This is a genomic window from Burkholderia sp. AU17457 (genome assembly GCF_002223255.1).
In the GTDB taxonomy this organism is placed as follows: Bacteria; Pseudomonadota; Gammaproteobacteria; order Burkholderiales; family Burkholderiaceae; genus Burkholderia; species Burkholderia sola.
In genome coordinates this window covers 1,871,704-1,889,930 of sequence record NZ_NKFB01000003.1, presented here as the reverse complement: position 1 = coordinate 1,889,930, position 18,227 = coordinate 1,871,704, and the positions used below count along the sequence as shown (strand labels likewise).

The 18,227-nt window shown below is 60.0% G+C and carries 14 protein-coding genes, 1 tRNA gene and 1 pseudogene; 14 read left to right on the top strand and 2 right to left on the bottom strand.

Going from position 1 to position 18,227, the window contains the following annotated elements; all coding sequences use genetic code 11:
* The first annotated feature begins 19 nt into the window (after positions 1–19).
* The 3 genes from CFB49_RS11510 to tilS all read left to right on the top strand — a co-directional run bounded on the left by CFB49_RS11510 (position 20) and on the right by tilS (position 3,390).
* The gene (locus CFB49_RS11510; protein WP_089491354.1) at positions 20–847 is read left to right on the top strand and encodes a DNA-3-methyladenine glycosylase family protein; all 828 of its coding nucleotides are present in this window, start codon (positions 20–22) and stop codon (positions 845–847) included.
* A gap of 103 nt (positions 848–950) precedes the next feature.
* On the top strand, positions 951–1,922 hold the full coding sequence (locus CFB49_RS11505; protein WP_006478433.1) for an acetyl-CoA carboxylase carboxyltransferase subunit alpha: 972 nt from the start codon (positions 951–953) through the stop codon (positions 1,920–1,922).
* A gap of 46 nt (positions 1,923–1,968) precedes the next feature.
* Positions 1,969–3,390 (top strand): tRNA lysidine(34) synthetase TilS, encoded by a 1,422-nt coding sequence (gene tilS, locus CFB49_RS11500; RefSeq protein ID WP_089435373.1) that lies wholly within the window; start codon positions 1,969–1,971, stop codon positions 3,388–3,390.
* Between the two features lie 122 nt (positions 3,391–3,512).
* Here tilS and CFB49_RS37225 read toward each other — a convergent pair.
* Positions 3,513–3,750, bottom strand: a pseudogene (locus CFB49_RS37225) (hypothetical protein); the annotation flags it as partial.
* Here CFB49_RS37225 and CFB49_RS11490 point away from each other — a divergent pair.
* The 7 genes from CFB49_RS11490 (at position 3,733) to CFB49_RS11460 (ending at position 13,251) form a co-directional block, all read left to right on the top strand.
* Positions 3,733–4,986 carry an aspartate kinase gene (locus CFB49_RS11490; RefSeq protein ID WP_069617711.1) on the top strand — a complete coding sequence of 418 codons (1,254 nt, stop codon included), beginning with the start codon at positions 3,733–3,735 and terminating at the stop codon, positions 4,984–4,986. The pseudogene CFB49_RS37225 and the gene CFB49_RS11490 overlap by 18 nt on opposite strands.
* A gap of 110 nt (positions 4,987–5,096) precedes the next feature.
* Positions 5,097–5,190 (top strand) — tRNA-Ser (locus tag CFB49_RS11485).
* A 611-nt stretch (positions 5,191–5,801) separates the two neighbouring features.
* Entirely contained in the window at positions 5,802–8,333 is a 2,532-nt protein-coding gene (locus CFB49_RS11480; protein WP_089491353.1) for a type VI secretion system Vgr family protein, read from the top strand.
* 5 nt (positions 8,334–8,338) lie between these two features.
* Positions 8,339–9,316, top strand: coding sequence for a DUF4123 domain-containing protein (locus tag CFB49_RS11475; RefSeq protein ID WP_089491479.1), 978 nt, complete (start codon positions 8,339–8,341; stop codon positions 9,314–9,316).
* A gap of 43 nt (positions 9,317–9,359) precedes the next feature.
* Positions 9,360–12,260, top strand: coding sequence for a T6SS effector BTH_I2691 family protein (locus CFB49_RS11470; RefSeq protein WP_089491352.1), 2,901 nt, complete (start codon positions 9,360–9,362; stop codon positions 12,258–12,260).
* Entirely contained in the window at positions 12,257–12,988 is a 732-nt protein-coding gene (locus tag CFB49_RS11465; RefSeq protein WP_089491351.1) for a putative type VI secretion system effector, read from the top strand. Before CFB49_RS11470 ends, CFB49_RS11465 begins: the two co-directional genes overlap by 4 nt.
* Before the next feature lie 11 nt (positions 12,989–12,999).
* A complete protein-coding gene (locus CFB49_RS11460; protein ID WP_038789787.1) occupies positions 13,000–13,251 on the top strand; it encodes a PAAR domain-containing protein in 252 nt (83 codons plus the stop codon).
* A gap of 50 nt (positions 13,252–13,301) precedes the next feature.
* Here the strand turns inward: CFB49_RS11460 and tssF are convergent, their stop codons facing one another.
* Positions 13,302–15,113 (bottom strand): type VI secretion system baseplate subunit TssF, encoded by a 1,812-nt coding sequence (tssF, locus tag CFB49_RS11455; RefSeq protein ID WP_089491350.1) that lies wholly within the window; start codon positions 15,111–15,113, stop codon positions 13,302–13,304.
* Between the two features lie 1,108 nt (positions 15,114–16,221).
* Between tssF and CFB49_RS11450 the strand changes: the two genes are divergently transcribed.
* Genes CFB49_RS11450 through CFB49_RS11435 form a run of 4 tightly spaced genes read left to right on the top strand, consistent with a single transcriptional unit; the run spans position 16,222 to position 18,220 of the window.
* The gene (locus tag CFB49_RS11450; protein ID WP_089491349.1) at positions 16,222–16,917 is read left to right on the top strand and encodes a beta-ketoacyl synthase chain length factor; all 696 of its coding nucleotides are present in this window, start codon (positions 16,222–16,224) and stop codon (positions 16,915–16,917) included.
* Positions 16,901–17,695, top strand: a complete 795-nt coding sequence (locus CFB49_RS11445) for a lysophospholipid acyltransferase family protein (RefSeq protein ID WP_089491348.1) — start codon at positions 16,901–16,903, stop codon at positions 17,693–17,695. The genes CFB49_RS11450 and CFB49_RS11445 overlap by 17 nt, the downstream gene beginning before the upstream one ends.
* The gene (locus CFB49_RS11440) at positions 17,670–17,975 is read left to right on the top strand and encodes a phosphopantetheine-binding protein (protein WP_060966308.1); all 306 of its coding nucleotides are present in this window, start codon (positions 17,670–17,672) and stop codon (positions 17,973–17,975) included. The genes CFB49_RS11445 and CFB49_RS11440 overlap by 26 nt, the downstream gene beginning before the upstream one ends.
* Positions 17,972–18,220 (top strand): acyl carrier protein, encoded by a 249-nt coding sequence (locus CFB49_RS11435; RefSeq protein WP_089491347.1) that lies wholly within the window; start codon positions 17,972–17,974, stop codon positions 18,218–18,220. The genes CFB49_RS11440 and CFB49_RS11435 overlap by 4 nt, the downstream gene beginning before the upstream one ends.
* The last annotated feature ends 7 nt before the right edge of the window (positions 18,221–18,227 follow it).

Below are 18,227 nucleotides of genomic sequence, written 5' to 3'. Positions count from 1 at the left end.
CCGTCAGGTAGGAGGCAAGATGGCAACGGCCAGAAAAGCGCCGGTCAGGCGCGCGACTCCGGTCGCCGCGCGTCCGGCAGCCAAGCGCGTCCCGGCGACGAAGGCGGACGCGACGCGCGCCGTGCCGAACGGCGCGCTGAACGGTCATGCGCAGCCGGCAGCCGCGCTGCCGGCCGCCGACGCGGCCCGCAAGACACGGGCGTCCGAGGCGGACGGCGAGGAAGTCGTCGTGCGTCCCGCCTATTGGGACAAGGCGTGCGCGGACCTCGTCAAGCGCGACCGGATCCTGAAGAAACTGATTCCGAAGTTCGGTCCCGCGCATCTCGTGAAGCGCGGCGATCCGTTCGTCACGCTCGCGCGCTCGGTCGTCGGCCAGCAGATTTCGGTGCCGTCCGCGCAGTCGCTGTGGACGCGCATCGAGGACGCCTGTCCGAAGCTCGCGCCGCAACCGGTGATCCGGCTCGGCGCGGACAAGCTGATCGCGTGCGGGTTGTCCAAGCGCAAGACGGAATACATCCTCGATCTCGCGCAGCATTTCGTGTCGGGGGCGCTGCACGTCGACAAATGGATGTCGATGGACGACGAGGACGTGATCGCGGAACTCACGCAGATCCGCGGCATCAGCCGCTGGACGGCCGAGATGTTCCTGATCTTCAACCTGTCGCGGCCCGACGTGCTGCCGCTCGACGACCCGGGCCTGATCCGTGCGATCAGCGTCAATTACTTCAGCGGCGAACCCGTCACGCGCAGCGAGGCGCGCGAGGTTGCGGCCAACTGGGAGCCGTGGCGCACCGTCGCGACCTGGTACATGTGGCGCAGCCTCGATGCGCCCGACGCCGACGCCTGAGCGCCGGCTATCGGGTTTTAAACATCAATAGTTGAGAGCCGGTTTTGAGCGTCGCCCGCGCGGGTAGAATACGCGCTGCCGCAAGACCCAAGGATTCGAACACATGAAGACCACATTTCTGGATTTCGAACAGCCGATCGCCGAACTCGAGGCCAAGATCGAAGAGCTGCGATTCGTGCAGGACGACTCGGCTGTCGATATTTCGGAAGAAATCGAGCGGCTGTCGAAGAAAAGCCAGCAACTGACGAAAGACCTCTACGCGAACCTGTCGCCGTGGCAGGTTTCGCAGATCGCGCGGCATCCGCAGCGGCCGTACACGCTCGATTACGTCGCGGAACTGTTTACCGATTTTCACGAGCTGCATGGCGATCGCGCGTTCGCGGATGACCTGTCGATCGTCGGCGGTCTCGCGCGCTTCGGCGGCCATCCGTGCATGGTGATCGGTCACCAGAAGGGGCGCGACACGAAGGAGCGCGCCGCGCGCAACTTCGGGATGCCGCGTCCGGAGGGCTATCGCAAGGCCGAACGCCTGATGCGTCTGGCCGAGAAGTTCGGGCTGCCGATCTTCACGTTCGTCGACACGCCGGGCGCGTACCCGGGCATCGGCGCGGAAGAGCGCGGCCAGTCGGAGGCGATCGGCCGCAACCTGTACGTGATGGCCGAGCTGAAGACGCCGATCATCACGACGGTAATCGGCGAGGGCGGTTCGGGCGGCGCGCTGGCGATCGCCGTGGCCGACACCGTGATGATGCTGCAGTTCTCGACCTACTCGGTGATCTCGCCGGAAGGCTGCGCGTCGATCCTGTGGAAGAGCGCCGCGAAGGCGCCGGAAGCCGCGGAAGCGCTGGGCCTGACCGCGCACCGCCTGAAGGCACTCGGCCTGATCGACAAGATCATCAACGAGCCGCTCGGCGGCGCGCATCGCGATCCGAAGGGCATGGCCGCGCTGCTGCGCCGTGCGTTGGCCGATTCGCTGCGCCAGTTCCAGGGCATGAGCATCGATGCGCTGCGCGAGCGCCGCTTCGAGCGCCTGATGGCCTACGGCAAGTTCAAGGAAACCACGCCGGGCGCATGACCGGCCGTGTATGCAATGCGCGCGCCGCTGTGCGCGTGTCCCGCTCGTGATCCCGCCCACCGAATTCTCCGCCGACCGCGTCGTACTCGACGCGGTCGGCGTTGCGCTTTCCGGCCTGCCGCCGGATGCGCGCATTGCGATCGCGTACAGCGGCGGCCTCGATTCGACCGTGCTGCTCGACGCGGCCGTGCGCGTCGCGGGTGCATCGCGCTGCGTCGCGCTGCACGTGCATCACGGCCTGAGCGCGAACGCCGATGCGTGGGTCGCGCATGCCGAAGGGCAGGCGGCGCGGCTCGGCGTCGCATTCGAATCGATGCGCGTCGACGTGCCGCGCGACAGCGGGCTCGGTGTCGAGGCGACGGCGCGCGAGCGTCGCTACGCGGCGCTCGACGAGATGGGCGGGCGCCACGGCGTGGCGGCGCTGTGGCTCGCGCAACATGCGGATGACCAGGCCGAGACGGTGCTGCTGCAACTGCTGCGCGGGGCGGGAATCGCGGGGCTCGCCGCGATGGCCCCGCGTTATCGCCCCGACGGCGTGAACATCGACCGTGTGCGTCCGTTACTGAGACTGTTGCGCGCGCAACTTGAGCGCTATGCGGAGCAGCACGCGCTCGTGTGGATCGACGACGAATCGAACGGCGATACGCGCTATGCGCGCAATGCGCTGCGCGTCGACGTGCTGCCGGCGCTGGCCGTGCATTTCCCGGGCTTTCGCGACGCGCTCGGTCGCGCGGCCCAGCATGCGGCGGCCGCTCAGAGGCTGCTCGACGATCTGGCCGAGCTGGATTTCGCCGTCGCCGCGCGCGATGACGGTCAGGCGCTGTCGCGCGACGCGCTGATCGGCTTCGACGACACGCGTGGCGCGAACCTGCTGCGCTTCTGGATGCGCCGGCTCGGTTTGCCGGGCGCGTCGGCGGCCCGGCTCGCGAACATGATGCGGCAACTGCGCGCGGCGCACGACGCGCATGCGCTGCGCGTCGATCATGCGGGGCAGTGCCTGCGGCTCTATCGCGATGTCGTCTACTGGGAAGCGGGCGACAGCAGCGAGCCGGCCGACGACGGCACGGGCGCACCGCAACCGGAGGCGGCACTCGCATGGGACGGACAGGACGTGTGGCACCTGCCGGGATGGCGCGGCACGTTCGTGTTCGCGCCCGCCGACGCGGGCAGCGCCGATGCGGTGCCGGAGGGGGTGCTGCGCGGTGCGCGGCTGGCGGCGCGCGCGCGGGCCGGCGGCGAACGGATGCGCACGTCGCCGGGCGGGCCCGGCCGGACGCTGAAGAACCTGTTCCAGGAGCGCGGCGTGCCGGCCTGGCAGCGCGACGTGCCGCTGCTGTTCGCGGGTGACCGGCTGATCTACGTGCCGCGGCTGGGCGTCAATCGCGACATGGGCGAGACTGCCGACGCGGCGCCCGCCACCGCCGCATGGCGCCGAATCGAATGGCGTCCCGACCTGCTGATCGCATAGCAGCGGCGGGTGGCCGGCGGCGCGATGGCGCGCCGATTTTCACCATTTGGTAAACAGCGCCGGAACGGCCGGCGACACGGCGCGCGGCTTGTCAAGTGGGCGTCTATCGGGTACGCTCGGTCGTTTGCTCGGCTCGATTTTTGAGCGTTTTGTGCAGGTTTCCCGCGTGACGTACCCGGTTTGCGCGGCCTGATCCGCCTTCCGGGCAAAATCCGTCACGCTTGCGTGTTGCGTCCCAGCCGTTCCCCTCGTCGTCCGTCCACAGCCACAAGCCGCGTGACCGAACGGCAACGCGGCCTGCCCAGCACGCCCGTGCGGCTTCTCCTCCAGTTCAGAACGACAATGGCACTCATCGTACACAAATACGGCGGCACTTCGATGGGCTCGGTCGAGCGCATCAAGAACGTCGCGAAACGCGTCGCAAAATGGCATCAGGCCGGGCACCAGATGGTGGTCGTGCCTTCGGCGATGTCCGGCGAAACCAACCGTCTGCTCGGTCTTGCGAAAGAGATTTCGAGCCAGCCGAGCCCGCGTGAGCTCGACATGATCGCGTCGACCGGCGAGCAGGTCAGCGTCGGCCTGCTGTCGATCGCGCTGCAGGAAATCGGTGTCGAGGCCGTGAGCTATGCCGGCTGGCAAGTGCCGATCAAGACGGACAGCGCGTTTACGAAGGCACGCATTCACTCGATCGACGACGAGCGCGTGAAGGCAGACCTGAACGCGGGCAAGGTCGTGATCATCACCGGCTTCCAGGGCGTCGATCCGGACGGTCACATCACGACGCTGGGCCGCGGCGGCTCGGACACGTCGGCGGTAGCGGTGGCCGCTGCGCTGGGCGCCGAAGAGTGCCTGATCTATACCGACGTCGACGGCGTCTACACGACCGACCCGCGCGTCGTCGAAGAGGCGCGCCGCCTCGACCGCGTGACGTTCGAGGAGATGCTGGAAATGGCCAGCCTCGGCTCGAAGGTCCTGCAGATCCGCTCGGTCGAATTCGCCGGCAAATACCAGGTGAAGACGCGTGTGCTGTCGAGCCTGACCGATCCGCTGATTGCGCTCGACGAAGAAATGCGCTCGGGCACCCTGATTACTTTTGAAGAAGACGAGACCATGGAAAAGGCAGTCATTTCCGGCATCGCGTTCCAGCGCGACGAAGCACGCATTGCGGTGATGGGCGTGCCCGACAAGCCGGGCATCGCATATCAGATCCTCGGCCCGGTGGCCGATGCGAACGTCGACGTCGACATGATCATCCAGAACCAGAGCGTCGAAGGCAAAACCGACTTCACGTTCACGGTCGGTCGCGGCGACTACCAGAAGGCGATGGACATCCTCACCAACCAGGTGCAGGGCCATGTGAGCGCCGAGCGCGTGCAGGGCGACCCGAAGGTGTCGAAGGTGTCGGTCGTCGGCGTCGGCATGCGTTCGCACGTGGGCGTCGCGAGCAAGATGTTCCGCACGCTGTCGGAAGAGGGCATCAACATCCAGATGATCTCGACGTCCGAAATCAAGATTTCGGTGCTGATCGACGAGAAATACATGGAGCTGGCCGTCCGCGCGCTGCACAAGGTGTTCGAACTCGACCAGGCATCGTGAATTTTCCGTGATGCATTGAAGAAAATGCATCACGGAAATTGACGCACGGTTCGAAACCCTATATTATTTCGTTCTCGTCGCACTGCCTCCCTGGTGCGAGCGAAAGTTTGGGAGACGTGGCCGAGAGGTCGAAGGCACTCCCCTGCTAAGGGAGCATCTGGGCCAAAACCTGGATCGAGGGTTCGAATCCCTCCGTCTCCGCCAAAAGCGGTGACAAAGCCCCGCAAGTTCTCGGACTTGTGGGGCTTTTTCTTTTTCGGGTTCTCGGTCGGCCCCGCAAGCTTGCTCCGCGCGGACGGGTCCGCATTTCGACGACCAGAGGCGGTCTAAGCCTCGTTATGCGGCAAGTTTCATTGTCTGGTTCCGGGCACGTTGCCCAAGCGCTGAGCCTGCACCGAACCAGGCGGCGTTGAGATCGTGATCGTCACTGCGCGTGATGATCGCTATCGTCCAAATTCGGCGCTCGCTTCTTGGGCGGCGTGGACAACGTGATTTGCATACGAAGCGAACGTTTCCCATCCGTCGAATTCATCGACGTCGACGGAACGCAGGACGGCAGCGCTGTGAGTCAGCGGGGGGGGTAGCTGGCCGTGCTCAGGAAGGTGATATGTGATTTAAAAATCTGGCTTGCGAAGCAATCGGAAAGTTTTTCTTGAAAGATTGTGACATTCCGGCGATTTCACGTACTGACGTCAGATCGACAATTTATTCGAGATAGGTCGGTATGCGAGGCGCACTATCGTCTTGTTCCGAAAGGCATTTATAATCAGCCCTCGGCAGAAACCCCACCTGAATACCAACCAAGGGAAAGCTGCATGGGCCACACCGCACTTTATAAGACGTTGCGTCTGGGCGACGCGCAATACAATCGTCTTGTCAAACTCGACACGCCGCTTGGCGTCGACTGGTTATTGCCGCTCTATGTGAAAGGCACCGCCCGACTCGGTCGCGATTACGAATTCGTGATCGATGCCGTTTCACCACGCGGTAGCCAGATTGAACTGAGTGCGCTGCTCGCCAAGCCGGTCACGCTCTGGATTCAGCAGACGGACGGCTCATACATGCCGATCCATGGCTACGTTCACCGGTTCAGCCGGCTGGGCGCGGATGGGCCGCTGACTTTTTACAAGGTGGCGTTCTCGTCCTGGCTCTATTTCTTGCGCCTGCGCCGTGACATGCGCGACTGGCAGGAGCAGAACGGCGAGCAGATTCTGACCGACGTCTTCAACGAGCATCCTCAAGCGCGTGGTGCGTTTCGCTACGAGCTTCACAAGCCGCTGCCGTCCTACTCAAATCGCGTGCAGTGGGAATACGATCTCAATTTCGTCTATCGCAGCATGGAGGAAGTCGGCGTATTTCCGTACTTCGAGCAAGCCGAAAATGGTCGATCGCACACGATGGTTTTGACGGACGACGTTTATTTCGTCCCTCAACTGAAACAACCCGTTGTCGAATTCGGGCCTACGGAAATCAGTGGGGAACTGGACGGGTTCGCGCAGTGGAAGGAGCAGCTTCAGATCGACAGTGCGCAGCTGACGTCCCGCTCGTTCGACTATAAGCGCCCCGATCTCCCTCGGCAGGTACAGGGCGTGACGGACGTGAACGGCGAGTTGCCGACCGACGGGGAAATCTACGACTACCCTGGCGCGTACATGTGGTCGGACCGCGAGCAAGGTGAGCGTCTTGCCCAGATTCGGCTTGAAGAGCGCAAATCGCGGATGAAACGTTTTCACGGAATAGGCGGCTTGCGCTGCGCGATGCCGGGGCGGCGCTTCGAACTTCGCGGTCATCCGGTGCATGACGCGGGTAGCCAACCGGATCGGGAATTTGTTCTGCTCGGGGTTGACTGGCTGATTTGCAATAACCTTCCTGGTCTGGATGAGGCGGACCAATTCCCCGACGGGCTGGCAGCGGAAGTTGCGCAAGCGAAAGCTGGCGCGACGGTTCGCCACGCAGACGGCAGCGAAGGTTTCTTTCAGGTGGTGGTCGAGGCGCAACCGCGCAGCGTCCCGTTCCGTAGCCCGTTCGAACACAAGAAGCCGGTAATGCAGTTGCAGAATGCAATCGTCGCCGGGCCGAGCGGGGAAGAGGTGTACACCGATTCACTGAACCGGGTGAAGGTGTGGTTCCACTGGAACCGCCGCAATGGCCAGGATGAACGTGCATCGTGCTGGGTGCGCCCGACGTTCCTTGATGCAGGCTCGAATCGTGGTGGGATTCAGCCGCTGCGCAAGGGCGACGAAGTGGTCGTCGGTTTCATGGAAGGTGACTGTGACCGGCCTGTCATTATCGCGAGAATGTACGGGGGGGCTACGCAGCCGGTGTGGCACACGAACGGCTTGTTGTCCGGTCAACGCTCGCGTGAGTACGGTGGCACTGGCTACAACCAGCTCGTAATGGACGACTCGACGCAGCAGACTCGGGTTCACCTTTACTCGAGCAGCTATCAGTCCCACTTGCACCTGGGGTACCTGATCCAGCAGACCGACAATACGCGTGGTGCTTTCCTTGGAAGCGGCTTTGACCTCAAGTCCGACGCCTACGGCGCCATCCGGGCAGGGCAGGGCTTGTTCGTGTCTACCCACCCGACAGCGGCGAACCAACCGTTGAACGTAACGGCTGCGTCCGAGCAATTGGCCAGTGCGGAAACCGTTGTGGATTTGACGTCGCAGGCGAGCTCGGCGAACCAGGCCGAAAGTTTGCAGGAAGGGCAGGACGCACTCAAGAAGTTCACCGACGCGACGCACTATAGCGTGAGCGGCGGCGCTGGCAGCGGCGGTCGGACCGGCGGTGGTGGCACGGGCAATGCGAACGGCTTTTCGACACCGATCATGCTGATGGCGAGTCCTGCGGGCTTGGGGCTGTCGACTCAGGATTCAGCGCAACTGACGGCTAATCAGCAAGTCAATATCGTGAGCGGCAAGAGCACGCACGTGGCGGCCGGCAAATCGCTGATCGTAAGTGTGATGGAGAAGATTAGCCTGTTCGCGCAGAACACCGGAATCAAGCTCTTTGCGTCCAAGGGCAAGGTCGAAATTCAGGCGCAGAGCGACGAGATGAAGCTCGCCGCGCTCAACGACGTGACGATCACGAGTTCGAATGGGAAAGTCGTCATTTCGGCGGAGAAGGAGATCTGGATCGGTGCAGGCGGTTCGTACATCAAGATCACACCTGATCTGATCGAGAATGGAACGAGCGGCCAGATTCTCGAAAAATGTGCGAGTTGGGACAAACCGGGCGCGTCGTCAATGCGCCTGCCTTCACCGATTGCGAGCGTGCCGAAGGGCTGTGCTTGGAAGACGGCTTCGGCGTCCGCAGATAGCGCTTCGAGCGTTGTACTGGAGTAGTGGATATGGAAGATTCAGATGCGCTCGGTGTGGATGAGGGGCCGGAGGCCATTGCGATAGACGCTACCGTCAGCAGCCTGCGCACATATTTCAGCAAGCAGCCCAAGATGCACTGCTATCTCGTCGTCGATCCGAGTCAGCGAGATTTCACGAATGACGACGAGGAAGCTGAGCGGTTCCGCGAATTGAAGCGTGCGATCGTCGAGGTGATGCACGACGCGTTTCCTGACAATCACCGGCCATATCTTGTCGAGTTGGACCTTAATACTCCCGAAGGAGCTGGAGTGCTTGCGGAGAGTGTGAGGATTGCCTTCGCGGATCGTCGCCCTATGTCAATGGCCGAAGGACTGGGACAGCGTGTCGGTGGATGGCTAGCCAGTGAGGCATCGTTAGACGAGGTCGTCGGGCATTGGGGACGCCACGTTTTGCAGTACAACGAGGAAGGGTTACCGTGTGTGCTGCGCTTCTACGATACGCGAGCCCTTAGTTTGATCTGGCCAGTGCTCTCCGAAGAACAACAGCAGACGCTACTGGGGCCGGTAAGGGTATGGCATGCGCTCGACGCGTGCACTAAACCTCGCACGTACAGTGTGTCGGCAGGGTCGCGTGCCGATCTTTCGTTGACGACTGAGCAGTGGCAGCAGATTCATCGTCACGGATTGGTTAATAGAGCGCTTGCGTTGTATGCCATGAAGGTTGATCGTCAGCCGGAACCCTCCGAAATTGCTGCGGCAGTCGCTGCCGCTGAGCGTGCGGAGCGCTATGGACTGTTCGACCGGGACGATCGCGTGGCATTCGTTGAGAGTGCTCTGGGATGGCACCCGCAGTTCGACCTACACCCGAAGGTGCTGCAGCTTTTGGGCGCAAGAGCGCCAGACACGTTTTATACGGCAGCAGTTGTTGCTGCACTGACAAAAGAGGACGTCGCGGAGATTCGAGAAGGCGCTTGGTACGATCGATTGAGCGCTTCGTCGTCTCGTTGATTGGTGTTGACAAAATTGCCTGAATTCAATACGAAGAGAGCGTATGGCAGCAAATAACCAGAAATGTGCCAACTGTGAGAAGACTGGGTTGCCGATCTTGCCGGTACGGTACACAGTCTTGCCCAAAACGGTAAAGGCTAAGATGCCCGCCGGCATCGTTGGCGACCGTGTCACCAATGTCAGCCTCTCCGAGCATCAATACGGTCTGCGGACCTTGCGCGATGGTTGGCTCTATCTTTTCTACGAAGTAGGTGCACGTGGTCCCAACTACTGGGAAGTGTACAAGGTGACTGAAGACGGTCGGTTATGGAAGCAATCGCGACCGCTGCCGTCGGTTCCGACGACCCATCCGAATTGTGCGCAGTGTGCCATCGCCGTCCCGATGGATGTCATCGCGATCGAGCAACCCGAGCTGTGTATGGGCAAGGTCTATATCGCGTTCTCGCAACTTGCATGGCATCCGCGAACGTTCGATAAATACGAGATTTACGTAGACTTGCGTAAACAACGTATGCAATGGATCGAGCCGTCAAAATGGGTCACTACCGGAAAGGATGGGACCGGCCACGCGGTCGTTGCAACGGAATCGTCAGTTAACGATGTACTTGAGTACATGCCGGGCCTCGATGCAAAGCAGTTGGGCGTATTTGACGACAAGCAGCGCTTTACTGCAGACGATGGTAGCTATCGAGAAGATCTACTTGTCCGTGAGGTGTCTCGTTATCCTTTGAACATTCGACAGGCATCGCCAGCATCGGCGAGCCAGGCGCTTGTGAAAATGATGGGCCACATTGGAAAAACGGATGCAGGTGGAAGCGGGGCTACTCCGTCGACCTATCCCCCAATGTTGCTCGCTTTGTGGGATGCGGTCGGCAACGTTCACGAACTGAACGGCTTTCGCAACGACCCGGTGTCCTGGCTCGACCGATATGGGGCGCAGCAGGAACTCGGCATGAAAGTGATGGCCCTGAACGACATCGACACGGCCAAACGTATCGTCGATTCGCGCACAAAACAGAACCTCGCAACTCAGGAGGCCATGGCGAAAGAGGCGCATGCCATGACTCCGCTCGGCTCGGCGACAGCTCGCGCGAGTTTGGCGGCGCAACGCACCAGAGCACTGGCGGGCGCGGATGCTACGCGTGCCCAAGAGGTCAATGCGTATTATGACGATCTCGACTGGATGGCTGCCAATAACATTCCAGGGAGCTACCAGACGCGTCTTATCCAGATTGGGCGATTTAGTCGCGCGAGCAGCGCGAGTTCAAGCGCGCCTTACCTTGGTAAGTACCGCGATGAGATCATGAACGAAGCGCGTGAGTATGCGAAAGCGCAACCCGGCTTCCATGATCGCAATCTAGACAGAATGCAGAAGTCCGAATGGTCTCGGTACGAAGCCAGACTTCAGCGCAAGCAGATCGAGGATTTCCGCAAGCCATACAAGAAATTGCAGAACGCGGTGTTCCAGTTGCAGGACACACGGAGCAATGATGTTGGAAAATGGCTGCGAGCACCGCTTCTTGCGGATACGCTGGAGGACTATTACTGCGACGATCTCAGCGACAGCTTCGAATTCGAGGTTGTCGTTGCAATGGCAATCGACGGGCTGGGATCAACGCCCAAAGGAGTTGCGATTCTTGATGATCTGATTGGTCGTTGGAAGCCGACGGACAAGGAAAGCATCGTTTGGCGGGCAGTTGCCATGAATCATCCTGCGGGGCGCGAGGAACTTGAGAAATTTCTCGCCAGCGCATTGGAGCACAAGGATAAGCCGCTAGAGGACGATGGTGTCAAATACGTCGTAACGGCGGTGAAGTACATTGGCAAACTGGTTGATTACTACAAGAAATATTCAAAGTTGGCGCTCGAAACAAACCCAGCGAAGATCTCGTACTTAGGTGCAACGTACAAAGAGCAAGGGCGTGACGTATTACTCATGGCTATTGGTGATCGGGTTTTCGAAAAACTCCGAATCAATAAGTTGGGGGACTTCGTCGGGGAGAAGATTATTCAGACGCTGTTTCTCCAGCGAGCGGGTATACCGGTCGAGGATGCACTGGCACTTGTCCGCAAGCAGGCTCAGTTTGACAAGGTGAGCCGAAGCGAAATTTTGCAGCGTTTTCGCACGGCACGAACAGTGTTGGCAGGGGCGACAAAGGCCGGGCCTAACCCGACCACCGAGTTGTATGAGGTATGGGAAAAGTTGAAGGCGGACAAGGACGCGAATGCGATGAAGGAGCTTCGTCTCGGTCGTATCGCGGTGATTGCTGCGCTATGCGAGTTGGTGAACTTCTGGCATCTGTTGTCGGAAGCCAAGGACGAAGATACCAACGCCAAGTTGATCAAGTCTGGCGCATCACTCAGTGCGTCGATCATCACAATTACGATGACTCCGTATTACGGGACGCTGAAGAAGGCTGTTCGGACGATGAGTTGGAAGATGGTAGGTGGCTTTTTGTCGGGGGCTGGGGCATTTGCGGCGGCGTGGTTAGATGCTGGGGCAGGGAGTAAGAAAGAAAAGGCCGGCCAATATGATGTGATGGCAGTGTTATTCGTGAAGGCTGGGTTAGGGGTAGCCAGCGGCACGGCGTTCGTGATCGATGCCATTAGTACTGCAGCGCCACTGTTTAAGAAACTGGCAGCCCGTACTGGAAGCCGCGTCGTTATTATGGCGGTCGAGACAGTGGCGCCGCGAGTGGTAATGATTGCATCACTGCGGGCGGTGAGCATGCTAATCACGTGGGAAGCGACGATTGGATTGTTTGCATTGCAGGTACTTGCCGATACCCTAACCCCCGATGAGTTGGAGTCCTGGTGTTCTCGCTGTGCATTTGGTACCGGTAAAGAGGCTATCCTTCGAGTGAAAGATCATGGCGTCGAGAAATACACAGATATGGAGCAACAGGAAAAAGACTTTGATAAGGCAATGACGGAGATGGCATGAGTTCTGAGCGAGAATATGCAGTTCAGGTGCTGCGAGGCACGATCAGTAACCTTAAGTGCCGGCGTCGCCAGCAGGATTTCGTTTTAAGTGAAGCGCAGCATGCCTACATACAAGCGACGGCTGCTGGGGCAGCGTTGGCGGGCATGGGTGCATCTGCAATTGGGTTAATTCAATCTTCCGCGAATTCGGAGGAAGAAGCGGACTGGGTGGAATTTGAACTCGACGGCAAGCAGATCGAGGGATGGCTCTGGAAAATGCCGATGAAAGACGGTGATGAGGTCGAGATCGTTGCCGAACCGAGGCCGCGTGATCGGTACTTTACCTATTCAATCCGGAGAGTTCAGGACGATATGGTGGCGGTGTATCCGCATGCGACGAGAGGGCGATCGGCACTTTATCGCTGGCTTATGAAATTCATGTTAATCGCCTGGGGGTTTTGCAGTGGTATTGTAACGGTCTTTATGTTCCGGAACCATGAGGGGATTGATTTAAGTACGCATATTCTGGTAATGACCGGTGCTTGGGGTTTTTCATTGATTGTTTTTTGGATATTATTCCACCGTGCTTATCTGAAGATGAAGCACTTCGCTAGATTGGCCGAGGTCATTTTCTCGTGCTACGGCTGGAGTGACGTACGTAGGATTAATCTCGTACGTTCGTCGAAGCAGATGAGGCCAGAGAATCGAGATCTCGAATATGGTATTCACTATTTTCGCTATCGCTCGTAAGGTATTCTACGATGATGAATCTCATCCGCGTCGGTGATGATACAGACCACGGCGGCAAAGTGATCACGGGTTCGTCGACGATGCGTTTCGACGGTCGTTTCGTTGCTCGCAAGGGGGATGAGGTAACTTGCCCCCAACACCCGGACGTCAAACCGAATTTGATCGAAGAGGGCGATGAATCGATGACAGATAACGGTGTTCCGATTGCCCGGCACGGTCACCGGGCGACCTGCGGTTGTCACCTGATTTCGAGCCTTACCTGATCGGCATGGGCTAGAGAGTGACTTGATCTTCGCGGTTTGGTGGCAGGAGATCAGGCGAGCATGATTGTGCCTGGTCGTGGCGAGCAACGTCGAATTTCCGCGCCGGAGTTGGCCGACATCACGACAAGTTGGACAAAGCTTGTCGTCGGCGCGTGCACGGTGAAGAAGTGATCCATTACGCTGATGAACGCGTTCAAACTGACAGCGGCAAACGCTTGTTCGTCGACCGTCAACGTCACTTCCAAGCCCCGAACGAAACTCGGCATTGGTTTTCCCGGAAGCCAGAGCTGTTTGGCTCGATGGTCCAGATTGGTCAGTCCGTCGAGGAGTTTCGCGTGTCCGGCGGATTGAGCGGTGAACTGGCGGAACAGGCGTTTCAGCTCCGCAAGCCCGGTGCGGGTCAGTTCGATCGAGTGCGGGGCAAACTGCGTGATGAGTCGCCAAGCTGCGTCGCCTTCACTCGACAATCGCACGACTTCTGTTGGCGCGTCCAGCATCATGATGCGCGAAACCATCGTTCCCTGCTCGTTGACCAGATCGCCATCCTCGGCGCCGGCCCGCATCGTTCGAGGGAAATTGCCATTCGAGCAGATGACGTCTGCAGTTATCTGTTCGATTACGGTGCCGGTTGTCGGTCGGCCGTCGAGGTCCACCAGGTTGAGCGCGGTTTCCCTCTTTCCCGATGACGAGGCCGCGTTATGGTGCATGAGGACCCAATAGGGGCCCGCTGGTTTGCCGGAACTGCCGTGCATGAGCGACACGAACGGATGGATGATGTTCGCTCTGGAGCTGCCTGTCATGGCACGGACCGACTCGACAGACCAAACTTCGACACCCGCAACACCCGTATTCTGGGATTGCACGGGGTACGTATTTGTGATCGGACTCCGCTTGAGTGGCAGCGACGAAAGCCGGAACAGGTTGACGATCGGCGTGCAAAAGAGCCTCAGATTATCCGCCGACAGATTTTTTAGTCGCTGTGCCGTCCACGAATCTGGATGAATGCCGCAAATAGCGAGATGCAAGGTAAGTTGCTGGCTGGAGCCCGCCGCATGTGCGAGCGCGGCGAGGTCGATGTCAACGAAATCGAATTTCTTCGGAAACGCAAAATATTCGCTCAGTAGCCGCAGGGCTGGCGGCCCGTCGTCTTCGCCGAGCAGCTTCTCGGCCTCATCGTAGCCGGCGGCGGCGAGCGGCGGCATGATCAGCGTTGACCAGCGACGTTCGGCGTTTTCGACGAAGGCGGCTGCCGTGTGCATCGTCATCGTATCCATTACCGCGCCGACGACTTCGCGAGGACCGTTGACATGGATGCGCAACGGACTGGGGACGGCGTCGATGCGAAAGTCGGGGCGGGCAACCTCAAAGGTGATGGAAAGCAGACCGGTTGTGCCGGCGGGCAGGACGACGTCGGCGGGAACGGCAGTTGTCGGAGCGTAGCGTGCAGTCGAAATCCGCACGGGAGCCAACGTTACGTCATATACGGTTCGGAAAAGGCAGTCTTCCGTTTTGCTCGCCAGTTCTGTGCCGAGGGCAATGAGCGATGGCTCGGTGAGCTTTTCGAACATGTCTGAGACATCGAACTGGGCGATTGCACACGCAGGAACCGTTCGGAGATACTGGGGATACAGCATGCCGATGAGGGCTTCGGCGAATTCCGGATAGTTATCGTCGAGCCGGCTTCCTATATCCGCTGCGAGGAGAGCGAACGACTGCAGCATCCGTTCGACGTGGGGATCTTCGGAGCGGTCGCCGGAAATCCCGAGGCGAACGGCAATTTTGGGATAGCGTGTCGCAAAGATCGCAACTGACCGGCGCAGCAGTGAAAGTTCTCGTTCGTAGTGCGGAAGCAGATGATCCATTGCGTGAAATAATGAACCGGCCGGACAGTAAAATGCCAAGTCGTCGTCTGGCGGAGTTGCGCTGAATGGTGCGGGCACGCTAATGTTTGACGTTGCTATGATAACCGCTTAACCGGGAAGGCTTGCACATCGATCGACTCGGGGGGGCCACTGGGCGCCGCGATCAGCTGGGCCGGAGCGCTTTGTACTGCCCACACCGTATTTTTGTCGCACATGTCCGTTCAACAAGACGAATCGCATCCGGTACTGGGCCGTAGTCGCACCTTGCGCAATGCAGCCGAAAGGCGTGGGCTGATTTGCCTGGATTCGGCCTATCGAGGGTTGAAGGAAAAACACCGCTTCGCGTGCGAATATGGTCACGTAACCCGTATCAGCCCGCGCAACTTGATTCGTCGGTGGAAACTCGGTTGCCGGGAGTGTACGCAGATTGCGGCGACGGAACGCATGTACCATCTCGCGAAGAAAGCCGATTCGATCTGCGTGAACGCAAAGTGGCGAGGCACGGCGGCACAATGCCGTTTCCGCTGCAATGCCGGACACACTTGGTCATGCCCCGATCGGTCTCTGCTGCGCAGTATGGGGGTGTTTGTCAGTCGAGGCGATACTGGGGAGCGCAGGCTGGGCAAGTTTCGCTATGGGCATTTCCGGGCGAACCAAACCGCCCTGCAGGACTACAGCCTGGTTGGATTGACATCTTGCATGCGACTTTCGGCGAAATAGGTCGCCCGTCTTCAACTGCCAGCGTGCCATACTTCAGCGCGTTCCGAGGACCTCGGATCGATGGCTTCATTACAATTTGCAAACAGTATCAAATGCCGTTGTGCTGCGGGCCCTCGCGTTGATTTTGCGCGACGGTCCTGCTACAGTCTCGCCGAAACAATGCGCCGGATAAGTTAAGCTGGTTCGCAGTGCGATCGTATTGTGCTTACTGATGTGATTGCTTGTCTTATCGGACGTATGGGGCTCGGGAGCCCATAAGTCGATGTCTCCTCCGTTGAGGCCGATATACACGACAGCGCGCTCGGCGAAAGCGGGGTGTGACAGCGCACTGGCGAGCAGCACAATAGAAAAATTACCCTCAGCGAAGTAATCTCAAAGAGAACAAAAAATGGCCGATTTGCATTGGACCATGCCAATCGCCAGATGGACGTCGATTTCGACCGCGGGGGTGCCGGGCGTCGAAGCCCTCGATCCGATGGTGCGACGTCGCTTGAGCCGGCTGTCGCGTCTCGCGCTTCAGGTGGCCTACGACTGCGCCGGGACGGAAAATCCGGTGCGCGTGATATTCGCATCGCGTCACGGCGAACTGGTGCGTACCACCGGCATTCTCGCCGCCATTGGTGCGGCGGAACCTGTCTCGCCGACGGCCTTCAGTCTTTCGGTCCTCAATGCCGTGACAGGCATATTCGGAATCGCACGACGTGACCGGTCCGCCGCGACCGCGGTCGCGGCCGGGCATGAAACGCTCGGTTACGCGCTGCTCGAAGCTTATTCCCAATACGAAACGTCGCCGGCATCGCCGGTGTTGCTCGTCTATGCGCACGAGCCGGCCGATCCCGTCTACGGCGACGTCGATGACGACACGGAGAGCGTGGGGCTGGCGATTCTGCTCGATGCCGGCGAGCCGGCCGGCCATCTGATCTGTGAAGTGGCGGAGGACGGCCCGAGCGAGGCGGCGGTGACCGGCGATGCGGCCGGTACGCAAAGCGCGGCGGTGCTGCGTTGTCTGTCGGCGCGCACGACGGCGTCGTGGCGCGGTCAGCACGCATCGTGGCGATGGAGCTGGCATGATCGCGCGGCTTGACTACGGCTGGCGTCTGTTCGCGACTGGCGCGAGCCTGGCTTTTTTTGCGCTGTGCGGATCGGTGTTCTCGTTGCTGGCAATCGTCGTCGGCGGGGTATGGCCGCACCGGCGCTCGCGCCAGCGCGGCGTGACACTTGTTATCCATTATTTCTTCCGCGCGCTGGTTGCATTACTGCAGCGTATCGGCGTGATGAGGCTCGAGCTGAGCGGCGTCGAGCGCCTTGCAAAAGGCGGCCCGGCAATCGTTGTCGCCAATCACCCGACCTGGCTCGACGTCATGGTGCTGCTGTCGCTGACGCCGAAGGCGTGCTGCGTCGTCAAGCGCGGTCACTGGGGCAACCCGTGTTTCTGGGGCATCGTCCGTGCAGCCGAGTACGTGAGCAACGCGGATGCCACCGATCTCGTCGAGGCCGGAGCGAGGCAACTGGCGGCGGGCTACACGATGATCATCTTTCCGGAGGGGTCGCGCAGCCCGGGGGGCGATCGCCTGCATGCGTTCTCGCGCGGCTTCGCGCATATGGCGCTGCAGTCGCGCGCCCGGATCCAGCCGGTTCTGATCGATTGCGATCCGCCGGTATTTACCAAGACGCTTCGCTGGTATCACGTGCCGTCTCGTGCGTTTCGCATGCGTATCGACGTGCTGGAGCCGATGGATCCGAACCGGCTGGCGCCGAGCGTGGCGTCGCCGTCGATTGCCGCTCGCAGCATTGCCCGCGAGGTGGAAGTACACATTACTCAACGCCTGTTTCAGCATGGATACTTTAAAACTGCAAATTAAGCAGCTTCTGATCGAGATGCTCGATCTCAGCGACATGACGGTCGACGAAATCGACGACGACGCGCCGCTGTTCTCGACCGACGGGATCGGGCTCGATTCCGTCGATGCACTGGAAGTCGGCATCATGCTGCGCAAGAAATTTCAATTGACGATCGCCGCGAACGACGAGCGCACGAAAGCGCATTTCCGGTCGATCAACACGCTGGCGGCCTTCATTGCCGATCAGCAGTCTCATCACGCATCGCAAGAAGCCGTGCTCGAAAAAGGGGGCCACTCGTGACCGACGCTGAAATCCTGGAGCGCATCCGCGCGATCTTTCATGAGAATTTCGCGATCGAGCCCCAGCACGTGACGCCCGATACGCACCTGTTCGAGGAACTCGACCTGGACAGCATCGACGCAGTCGATCTGGCCATCAAGCTTCAGGAAATGACGGGCAAGCGCATCAAGCCCGAAGAGTTCAAGTCGGTACGGACCGTCGGTGACGTCGTTGCCGCCGTTCACGCGCTGCTCGCGCGCGCGTGACGATAGC

Coding starts and splice junctions, on each gene's coding strand:
- CFB49_RS11510 (WP_089491354.1), top strand. CDS start 20: ATGGCAACGGCCAGAAAAGCGCCGGTCAGGCGCGCGACTCCGGTCGCC.
- CFB49_RS11505 (WP_006478433.1), top strand. CDS start 951: ATGAAGACCACATTTCTGGATTTCGAACAGCCGATCGCCGAACTCGAG.
- CFB49_RS11490 (WP_069617711.1), top strand. CDS start 3,733: ATGGCACTCATCGTACACAAATACGGCGGCACTTCGATGGGCTCGGTC.
- CFB49_RS11480 (WP_089491353.1), top strand. CDS start 5,802: ATGGGCCACACCGCACTTTATAAGACGTTGCGTCTGGGCGACGCGCAA.
- CFB49_RS11475 (WP_089491479.1), top strand. CDS start 8,339: ATGGAAGATTCAGATGCGCTCGGTGTGGATGAGGGGCCGGAGGCCATT.
- CFB49_RS11470 (WP_089491352.1), top strand. CDS start 9,360: ATGGCAGCAAATAACCAGAAATGTGCCAACTGTGAGAAGACTGGGTTG.
- CFB49_RS11465 (WP_089491351.1), top strand. CDS start 12,257: ATGAGTTCTGAGCGAGAATATGCAGTTCAGGTGCTGCGAGGCACGATC.
- CFB49_RS11460 (WP_038789787.1), top strand. CDS start 13,000: ATGATGAATCTCATCCGCGTCGGTGATGATACAGACCACGGCGGCAAA.
- tssF (WP_089491350.1), bottom strand. CDS start 15,113: ATGGATCATCTGCTTCCGCACTACGAACGAGAACTTTCACTGCTGCGC.
- CFB49_RS11450 (WP_089491349.1), top strand. CDS start 16,222: ATGGCCGATTTGCATTGGACCATGCCAATCGCCAGATGGACGTCGATT.
- CFB49_RS11445 (WP_089491348.1), top strand. CDS start 16,901: ATGATCGCGCGGCTTGACTACGGCTGGCGTCTGTTCGCGACTGGCGCG.
- CFB49_RS11440 (WP_060966308.1), top strand. CDS start 17,670: ATGGATACTTTAAAACTGCAAATTAAGCAGCTTCTGATCGAGATGCTC.